Origin of the sequence: Bifidobacterium pseudolongum subsp. globosum (assembly GCF_000741295.1) — a bacterium.
Classification (GTDB): domain Bacteria; phylum Actinomycetota; class Actinomycetes; order Actinomycetales; family Bifidobacteriaceae; genus Bifidobacterium; species Bifidobacterium globosum.
In genome coordinates this window covers 23,547-30,694 of sequence record NZ_JGZG01000015.1, presented here as the reverse complement: position 1 = coordinate 30,694, position 7,148 = coordinate 23,547, and the positions used below count along the sequence as shown (strand labels likewise).

Sequence of the window (7,148 nt, the reverse complement as noted above, 5' to 3'; positions counted from 1 at the left end):
TCGCATGCGCTCATGTGGAACATTCCGGCATTACCACCCGTTTCCAGGAGCTATTCCGGTGCATGGGGCAGGTCGGTCACGCATTACTCACCCGTTCGCCACTCTCACCCCGGCAGCAAGCTGCCAGGATCCCGTTCGACTTGCATGTGTTAAGCACGCCGCCAGCGTTCATCCTGAGCCAGAATCGAACCCTCCACAAAAAACCTTCATGGAAAGCCAACAAACGGCTCTCAAAAAGAAAAAAGACGGACCATCCAATAAGGAAGGACGGTCACACAAAAACCCCGACACCCATCAAACCCCCTCGGGTACCACACGGGCGGGCATCGGACTGGCAATCAAGAACCACAAGCCACACCCACACGGATGCGACCCATGGCAAGTAGTACAGTACACACTATTGAGTTCTCAAACCACCAAACACACCCACAACCCCGACCCGGAAGAACCGGACCAGACCGCGAGCGGCAGCAAGAGAAAAACCTACACCACAACCCCCACCAACACAACCCACCGGCGTGTCGCAACCCACAAAACCCAACAACCACAACACCTCCACCGGCGTGTCACACAACCACCAAACCTACATACACAACACCAGAGGGGCGACTGCAACGCAGCCGCCCCTCGGACAAACACATCACCAGCGCGCATCACTGCGCCGCGGAAACCCCACCACCGGCCGGCGCGGCCAGTGGCCGCTCGCCTTCCACCTTGGCCTGCTCCTTCGCCTTGGCGAGCGTCGGGTAGAACCACGTGTTCACCACCGGCACGTAATACAACGCCCACGCACCCAGCAAGTCGATCACCAGATGCGCGCAGAACGCCACCGCCACGAGCGGTACGCCAATCGTCTTCGCGTGCAGCGTCACGAGCCATTCGCCCCATGGCAGCACATCGTCTTCGATCAGATGCACACACAGGATGGCGAGTGTGGCCTGGCCCGCGCGGCTGAGCACGGCGCCGATCCACTGCACATGGTCGAGCAGTTGGCACAGGCCGATGATGCACAAGGTGCCGGCGATGCTGCCGACCGCCGCCATCACCGGGTGCACCCCGTAATTGTTCATGGCCATGCTGAATCCGGTGAACTTCCAGATCGCGAGCGCCCACAACGCCACCGCCACAGCCCAAATCCAAGGGTAGCGGCGCACACGCCCCAGCACGTCGTACCGCTTGGCGAGCACACCCAAGTACACGAACGCCACCGCGCACATGCCCGATTGGAAGCTCCACGGCAGCCACACACTGCGGCTTGAAACCCAACCCATCACAAAGCTGCCGGCCACCCAGCAGCCGGTATAGGGCATGCGCGCGAAGATGTGCATGAGCAGACGCGCCCAGAACATGGCGAGCAGGAACCAGATGGCGCCGATGCGCCCCTGCACCTCCCACATCGTGTTGGCGGAGACGTCACCGGAGCCGTACCACGCGGCATCGGCCCAGAAGCGCACCATATCGCGCACGTTGAGGTTCCGCAGTTTGGCCATCACACCGGCGCCCGCAACCACGAGGCACGCCGTGATGGCATAGGTGAGCACGAGCTGCTTGCCCTCTTTGCGCCACTGGAAATCACGCTCGGGGTGCATGAAGTACCCGGCGATCAGAAAGAACAGCGGCATATGGAACGAAAAGCACGTTGCCATGGCCCATTGCGCCGTGTTCGACGGCTCCACGAATATCGATTCGATAGCGGCATGCCCAAGCACCACGCACAGGATGCCGATGCCCTTGGCCATATCGAAAAAACGGATCCGCTGCACAGCCGGCATCCTTGGTCCCTCCCTCTCACGCACAGCACGCGGGCCGGGCGCAGTGCCCGGCCCGCGTGCGCTTCAGCCTGTTGCGGATCAGTCCTTCTTGAGCATCGGTTCGATCTGCTCCTCATACGCGGTGAGCGCCTGATCGATCACATTGTGCATGTCGTAATACGCGTATGTGCCCAAACGCCCGCCGAACACGACGTTCGGCTTTTCGGCGGCCTTCTGCTTGTACTGCGCGTACAGCGCCTTGTCCGCCTCGGTGTTGATCGGGTAATACGGCTCGTCGTCGCGGTCCGCGAAACGCGAATACTCCTCCCAGACCACGGTCTTGTCGGGGTTCTGCTGGTCCGCGCGCTCCGGGTTGAAATTCTTGAATTCGATGGCGCGCGTGTACGGCACGTCGGCGTCGGAGAAATTCATGACCGGGCAGCCGAAATGGTCGCCTTCGTCGTAGCGCACCTCCTTGAAGTCCACGGTGCGCCATTTGAGCTCGCCCAGGTCGTAGTCGAAATAACGGTCCACCGGGCCGGTGTAGACGACCGGCACGCCCGCTTCGAGCAGTGCCTTCTTGTTGTACGGCTGCGATTCGTCGAAGAAGTCAGTGTTGAGCGAGACTTCGATGCGCGGGTCGTCGATCATCTTCTCAAACCATGCGGTGTAGCCGTCGACGGGCAGGCCCTCCCACGTGTCTTTGAAGTAGCGGTTGTTGTAGTTGAAGCGCACAGGCAGGCGCTTGATGATGCTCGCCGGCAGTTCGCTCGGGTCGGTCTGCCACTGCTTGGCGGTGTAGTTCTTGATGAACGCCTCGTACAGCGGGCGCCCGATGAGCGAAATGCCCTGGTCGTTGAGATTCGCCGGATCGGTGCCCGCGAGCTCACCGGCCTGCTCCTCGATCAACGCCTTGGCTTCGGCGGGCGTGTAGTGCGCGCGGAAGAACTGGTTGACCGTGCCCAGATTGATCGGCAGCGGGTAGACCTCGCCATCATGCGTGGCATAGACGCGGTGCACATAATCGGTGAACGACGTGAAACGGTTCACGTAATCCCACACGCGTTTGTTGGACGTGTGGAACAGGTGTGCGCCGTATTTGTGGATTTCGGCGCCGGTCTCCGGATCCATATATGAGTAGGCGTTGCCGCCGATGTGGTCGCGCACGTCGATGATGCGCACGTTCACACCCAGCTTCTCGACCGCCTGCTGCGCCACCGTGAGGCCGAACAGGCCCGCCCCCACAATGACCAGATCCGGGTATTCGTTGTTCTCGGACGCCATATCCGCTTCCTTTCGCCGTTGCTCCTCTGCTATGCGGAACAGTCCCATCCGCACTGCGCGGTGCGCTGCCCCCGTGCTTATGAATGGTAGAGCTACCCTAGGAAACAACACAGCGGGCGTTCCCGGCCCGCCGACCCGTCGCGAACCGAGGTAGACCCATGCTGCACACAGCGCGAACCACACGTATTTCATCCGCACCGGCGCGCACACCGCACCTGCCGCACGACTGCAGACGCGCGCTTGCGCTGCTGCTCGCACTGTGCCTCGCCGTGTGCGCGGGCGCGTGTGGCAGTGCACACAACACCAGCGCCATGACCGCGCCGAGCAACAGTGCGAGCACCGCATCTGGCGAAGTGTCGGTGGCCATGCAGCCGTATGTCGCTGAGCAGATGGTGCTGCAGCGCGACGCCCCGATCACACTCAGTGGGCTGATCGCGCGGCAGGATGGCGAGGTGGACGTCTCGGCGATCACCGTGACGCTGACTGGCGACGGCACGCGGTGCGCGGGGAAGGCCACGGTGAAGGACAACCGGTTCACCGCCACACTTGACGCACTGCCGGCGAGCGAGACGCCATACGAACTGACTGTGGCGTACGGTGACCAGACGGTGTTCCACCTGAACACGGTGTACATCGGCGACGTGTTTGTGGCGAGCGGGCAATCGAACATGGAACTCAACTACCAGCAGTATTACGGCACGGCGGACCGGGCGCGCAGGAACCTCGGCTCCACGTTCACACTCAGCGACCTGCCCGCGCTTGTGGACGACCCGGGCATCCACTTCATCCGCGCCGCGCACACCACCGAGGGCGCCGATTTTCCGGTCGACAGTGTGATGGACGGCCAATGGAAGCCCTGCACCGGCACGGACGCGCAGTATCTGGGCTATCTGCCGCAGCTCTTCGCGCAGCGGTTGCGCGCAGACGAGCCGCATGTGCCGATCGGCATCATCCAGACGGCGTGGGGCGGCACGCCGATCCGCGACCATGTACCAGGCGGCCGCATCTACAAGAACCACATCGCGCCGTTGCGCGGTATGCGCATCGCCGGCGTGATCTGGTACCAGGGCTGCAATGACGCGTGGCAGCTGCAGAACGCGCTCGATTACGAGGCGCAGTTCAGCACGCTCATCAACGACTACCGCACGGTGTTCGAAGATCCGGACATGCCGTTCCTCTACGTGCAGCTCGCGCGCTGGGGCGGCGCACAGTACACGCAGTATGTACGCCAGGCGCAGCTGGACACACTGACCGACCCCAATCTGAAGAACACGGCGAATCTCGGCATGACCGTGACGATCGACACCGACAAAGGCACGTCTTCGGTGATCCACCCGCTCGGCAAAGACATCATCGCCGCGCGCATGGCAAGCCAGTGGCGGGCGATTCGCGCGCACAAGGCGATTCCCTCCGGCCCGCTCGCCGCCACTGCACGCCGCACCGGCGACGGCACCGTGCAACTGGCGTTCCGAAACGGCACCGCACAGGGATTGCGCGCGATGAAACCGGATTATTCGCTCTCGGCGAGCGCCGACGCGGTGGCGACTGCTACCTCGCAACCGGTCGAAGGGTTCGAAGTGGCCGATTCCAGTGGCGAGTTCCACAAGGCCACGGCCTCAATCAATGGCGACACCGTCATATTGCGCTGCCCGCAGGTGCGCGCAATCAGCCAAGTGCGGTACCTGTGGGCCGGCGAGCCGCACAGCGATAGTCTGCTGTACAACGCGAGCGCCCTGCCGGCGAGCCCGTTCATCCTTGCGGTTTCGCGGTGAACGAGCCGGCGGCGTTCGCTTAGGCGTGGAAATGCACGCGCCTGCACATCGCTTCGTCATTGTGTGTGGTTTACGATGGAACCGTGAAGAAGTCGGACCAGCAACCCACACGCGAACTGCCGCCGTTCACCCTGCTCATGTCGGTGTACGGTGGCAACACACTTCGTGAGCTTGAGCGCGCCGTGCAGTCGGGCACGATCGAGCAGACACTGCCGCCTGCGCAGCTCGTGATCGTGCGCGATGGCCCGGTGCCCGACGACATCCAGCGGTACCTTGATTCGCTGCCCTCCACGATGGCAGTGTGGTTCGCCGTCGAACACCCGGGCATGCCCGCCCCCACCGTCACGGTAGTGCCGCTCGAGGAGAACCATGGGCTCGCCCACGCGCTCAACGTGGGGCTTGAGCATTGCCTGTACGAATACATCGCGCGTGCGGATTGCGACGACGTCTCGCTGCCGAACCGTTTCGCCACAATCATCCCGCAATTCGTCGCGTCGTCGCGCGCGGCGTCGCATGCGCGGGCGGACGGCTCGGGCCATGTGGATGTGCTGGGCAGTGCGATCCGCGAATTCAGCGGTGACGAGCGCGAACCCGGGCAGGTGCGCCTGCTGCCGGCGGAAGGCGCCGAACTCGCGAAATACGCGCGCCTGCAGTCGCCGATCCACCACCCGAGCGTCGTGTTCCGCAAATCCGCGGTGATCGCGGCGGGCGGCTACCCCGAAGACGCCGGCCGGTTCGAGGATTACATGCTGTGGGAGCGCATGATGCTCAACCACGCGCAGTTCCTCAACGTGCCCGAGCCGCTTGTGCTCTACCGCACGAACAAAGAGGCGTATGAGCGGCGCGGCGGATTCTCGATGTTCGTTGAGGAATGCCGCCTGCAGTGGCGGTTCATGCGCGACGGATTCACCACACCCTGGCAGTTCCTGCGCAATGTGGCCGTGCGCGCGGCGTACCGGCTCACGCCGATGGCGATCCGCCGCCGCGCCTACCATGCGATCGTCGACAAGCGCAATGACGCGCTCGCGGGCGCACCCGAACAGCCGGAGCCACCAAAACGCGGCCGCCACAGCGCGCCGGACGACAGCGAAGACGCGACGAGCGCGTCCTAATCGTCAGTGGGCGCGCCTTCGCACGCGCGCACGGCGCGGTTCACTGCGACGTCGCCGAAATCGATGCGCGTATTGCGTTCGGGCGTGGTATGCCAGCCGTCATGCCAACCGCGGCGCAGGCAGTCGGCGATGACCGTGCGGTCTGGCGAGCGCAGCCATGTCAACGCCCAGCGGCGTACGGTCTTCAACAGGAACAGCACACGTTCGGTGCGCGTGAAATTGCCGCGCGACCCGCGCCACAGCCAGATCTTGTTGCGTACCTCGTTGTAGAAGCGTGCGCCCGGATCGGCGTCGCTCGAACCGAAGACCTTCGTCTTGTGCACCACCTCACTTGCGGGCACGTAGTAGCCGATGTGCCGTTTGAGCAGCGCGGTGGTGTATTCGTAGTCGTCGTTCCACAGGAAATACGCGGTTTTGGGCAGCCGGCGCATGGCGGCGATTGTGTCCGCGTTGAGCAGGCACGAAACGAACGAGAGCGAACGCGTCTGGTAGGCGGAGGGGAAACCGCGCAGTTTCGTGCCGCCCTTCGCAGGGTGCGTGCGGGGGCGCGGCTTGTTCATCAGGTGTTCGCGGCCGTCGGTCCACACGGCCTTCGACCCCAAGGCCACCGGCACGCGGCCGTTCTGCGCGACGCACGCGTCAGAGGCGCGCAGCAGTTCCTCAAGCGCATTCGGCAGCGGCACGGTGTCGTCGTCCATGAGCCACACGTCGTGCACGAGGCCCCGTTGCGGCTCGTAGCCGCCCATGCGGTAGCCGGCGCCCAAGGCGTGCGGGCCGAGCGGCTGCATGAGCGGTTCGACGGCGAGCGCGATCCCCGCGGTGAAGCCGCCGGCGCCGCCCATGTTGCGCGGCAGCGCCACCACGCGCGTGCGGATGGCGGTGCGCGCGGCGAAACGGCGGGCGACGATGAGCGCACCGTCGGTGCTGGCGTTGTCGATGATGATCAGGCGGTCGGGTTGGCGCGTCTGCCGGTCGATGCCTGCGAGGCATTCGGCGAGCAGGTCTTCGCGGTTGTAGGAGACCACGACGGCGGTGACGGAATAACGCATGGCTCCAGCATACCCGGGGCGCGTGCGCGGGTGCTATCGGCCACGCTGACTACAATGCTGATGCACGGCTGCGCGCCATTGACGCGCCATTGAGAGAATGACCAGGGCGATTGGCGCAGCCGTGTGCAGTGTTTGTGGAAAGGCAATACCGTATGAGTAGTTCGATCAGGCGCCATCACC

At 63.9% G+C, this 7,148-nt stretch carries 5 protein-coding genes and 1 rRNA gene; 2 read left to right on the top strand and 4 right to left on the bottom strand.

Annotated elements, in window-relative coordinates; translation table 11 throughout:
• From BPSG_RS07715 to glf, 3 genes are all read right to left on the bottom strand, one after another.
• Window positions 1–200: ribosomal RNA gene (locus BPSG_RS07715) — 16S ribosomal RNA — on the bottom strand; the annotation flags it as partial.
• A gap of 453 nt (window positions 201–653) precedes the next feature.
• Window positions 654–1,763 carry an acyltransferase family protein gene (locus tag BPSG_RS07710; RefSeq protein WP_080699294.1) on the bottom strand — a complete coding sequence of 370 codons (1,110 nt, stop codon included), beginning with the start codon at window positions 1,761–1,763 and terminating at the stop codon, window positions 654–656.
• Window positions 1,764–1,850: 87 nt separating this feature from the next.
• Complete coding sequence (glf, locus tag BPSG_RS07705) at window positions 1,851–3,035, bottom strand: UDP-galactopyranose mutase (protein ID WP_026644153.1); 1,185 nt, start codon at window positions 3,033–3,035, stop codon at window positions 1,851–1,853.
• Between the two features lie 158 nt (window positions 3,036–3,193).
• Here glf and BPSG_RS07700 point away from each other — a divergent pair, with 158 nt between their 5' ends.
• Window positions 3,194–4,807: a sialate O-acetylesterase gene (locus BPSG_RS07700; RefSeq protein ID WP_080699289.1), complete on the top strand. Its 1,614-nt coding sequence runs from the start codon at window positions 3,194–3,196 to the stop codon at window positions 4,805–4,807.
• A gap of 137 nt (window positions 4,808–4,944) precedes the next feature.
• Entirely contained in the window at window positions 4,945–5,919 is a 975-nt protein-coding gene (locus BPSG_RS07695; RefSeq protein WP_051592132.1) for a glycosyltransferase, read from the top strand.
• On the opposite strand, the gene BPSG_RS07690 is transcribed toward BPSG_RS07695, so the two are convergent.
• Entirely contained in the window at window positions 5,916–6,968 is a 1,053-nt protein-coding gene (locus BPSG_RS07690; protein ID WP_026644155.1) for a glycosyltransferase, read from the bottom strand. The genes BPSG_RS07695 and BPSG_RS07690 overlap by 4 nt on opposite strands.
• Between the last annotated feature and the right edge of the window lie 180 nt (window positions 6,969–7,148).

Bases quoted from the DNA above. Each gene is read 5' to 3' on its own strand.
- glf (WP_026644153.1), bottom strand. From the start codon at position 3,035: ATGGCGTCCGAGAACAACGAATACCCGGATCTGGTCATTGTGGGGGCG.
- BPSG_RS07700 (WP_080699289.1), top strand. From the start codon at position 3,194: ATGCTGCACACAGCGCGAACCACACGTATTTCATCCGCACCGGCGCGC.
- BPSG_RS07695 (WP_051592132.1), top strand. From the start codon at position 4,945: ATGTCGGTGTACGGTGGCAACACACTTCGTGAGCTTGAGCGCGCCGTG.
- BPSG_RS07690 (WP_026644155.1), bottom strand. From the start codon at position 6,968: ATGCGTTATTCCGTCACCGCCGTCGTGGTCTCCTACAACCGCGAAGAC.